The organism is Bifidobacterium sp. UBA6881, assembly GCA_002451435.1.
Lineage (GTDB): Bacteria > Actinomycetota > Actinomycetes > Actinomycetales > Bifidobacteriaceae > Bifidobacterium.
In genome coordinates this window covers 17,323-18,821 of sequence record DKCF01000071.1, presented here as the reverse complement: position 1 = coordinate 18,821, position 1,499 = coordinate 17,323, and the positions used below count along the sequence as shown (strand labels likewise).

Annotated in this window: 2 protein-coding genes and 1 rRNA gene; 2 read left to right on the top strand and 1 reads right to left on the bottom strand. The window is 59.1% G+C overall.

What is annotated here, in order from left to right; translation table 11 throughout:
- Positions 1–178: 178 nt before the first annotated feature.
- Entirely contained in the window at positions 179–811 is a 633-nt protein-coding gene (locus B3C64_RS05375; protein WP_291534249.1) for an ECF transporter S component, read from the top strand.
- 70 nt (positions 812–881) lie between these two features.
- Positions 882–998 (top strand): 5S ribosomal RNA (rrf, locus tag B3C64_RS05370).
- Positions 999–1,058: 60 nt separating this feature from the next.
- On the opposite strand, the gene B3C64_RS05365 is transcribed toward rrf, so the two are convergent.
- Positions 1,059–1,499: PLP-dependent transferase (locus B3C64_RS05365; RefSeq protein ID WP_291534248.1), on the bottom strand; the 441-nt coding region annotated here is incomplete at its 5' end.

Below are 1,499 nucleotides of genomic sequence, written 5' to 3'. Positions count from 1 at the left end.
ACGCATGTGACCAAGCTTACGTTCGATTTCTTCTGGTTCGCCGCCGTGTTCGGAACGCGTATGCATATAATGCGGTACGTCATTCCTGCCCGGGTCGCGCAGGTCGAGGAAATGGCCCACGGCGAACGCCGCGATCTCCTATAACAGTGCGCGATAATCCAAAACAAAGGAAATATTCATGGCGCAGCCATCTGTTTTGCAAACCAATAATGCGATTTCATCCAAAACAAGTCTGACCCGCAGCCTGCGGTGGCGCGTGGTCGATATCGCGGTCGGAGCGGCGCTCGGCGTGATGGCCGGCGTGGTCTCCTGGATCTTCGACAACGTGTCGTATGGCATCTTCCCGATGCTGACGCTGATTCTTCCCGGTTCCGCGGCCTTGCTGCACGCGCTGTGGTATTTCCAGGCCACATTGGGATTGCTGATTCTGCGCAAGCCCGGAGCGGCCATCTACGTGGTGATGGTCGGCGCGTTCGCCGAAGCGGTGCTGGGCACGAAGTACAGCGTGAGCTTCCTGCTGCCCGCTTTGCTGCAGGCGCTGAGCGCCGAAGCGGTGTTCGGGGCGTTCCGCTACCGTCGCTGGACGCTGGGTGTCACCGTGCTCGCGGCATGCGCCATCGCGGTCGTGTACAACTTCTATCTGATGACCTTCTATTACCAGTCCTTCACGTTCTTCAGCCCGCGCGGCATCATCGGCACGATCTGCGAGCTGATCAGCGGCGTCGTGTTCGCGGGATTCGGCTCATGGTGGCTGTATCGCGCGGTCGCGAAGGCCGGCGTGCTGGACCGCTTCGCGTCGGGCCGCGAATGACGATTCGGCGATTCACGGAACGCGACACGCCGATTTTGCGTTTTCGCTGAATGCGCGTATATTTATTTCTCGCGGTGGTCATAGCCTAGGTGAGACGCCCGGCTCCATTCCGAACCCGGAAGCTAAGGCCTAGAACGGCGATGGTACTGCATTCGAGAGGATGTGGGAGAGTAGCAAGCCGCCGCACTTAAACTTTTTTAAAAGTCCCGAGTTGAGCAAAGCTCCTCGGGACTTTTCCGTTGTCCAATCAATTATTCGCGATGCCATACGCGTGGTCGAGGGCCTGCGCAAGATCGGCGATCAGATCGTCGGGCTCTTCCAGACCGATCGACAGGCGGATGGCCTCGTGATGGATGCCGGCCGCATCCAATTCGTCGGGCGTGAGCTCGGAATGGGTGACAAGAAGCGGGTCGACCGCCAAAGACTTCGAATCACCGATGTTGGCCTGCAACTGGAACAGCCGCAACGCATCAAGGACGTCGCGTTTGCGTTCCTCGGTGTCAAGGTCGAAGGTGATCAGCGTGCTGCCGTCATGTTTGAGGTATTTGCTCGCCAAATCACGGTAGGCGTAATCATGCGCGGCGGGATGGAACACCTTGGCTACGCGAGGGTCGCCATCCAGGAACTCCGCGACTTTCCGCGCGGTCCGTGTCTCCTTGTCGAGACGCGCGGACAAGGTTTCCAGACC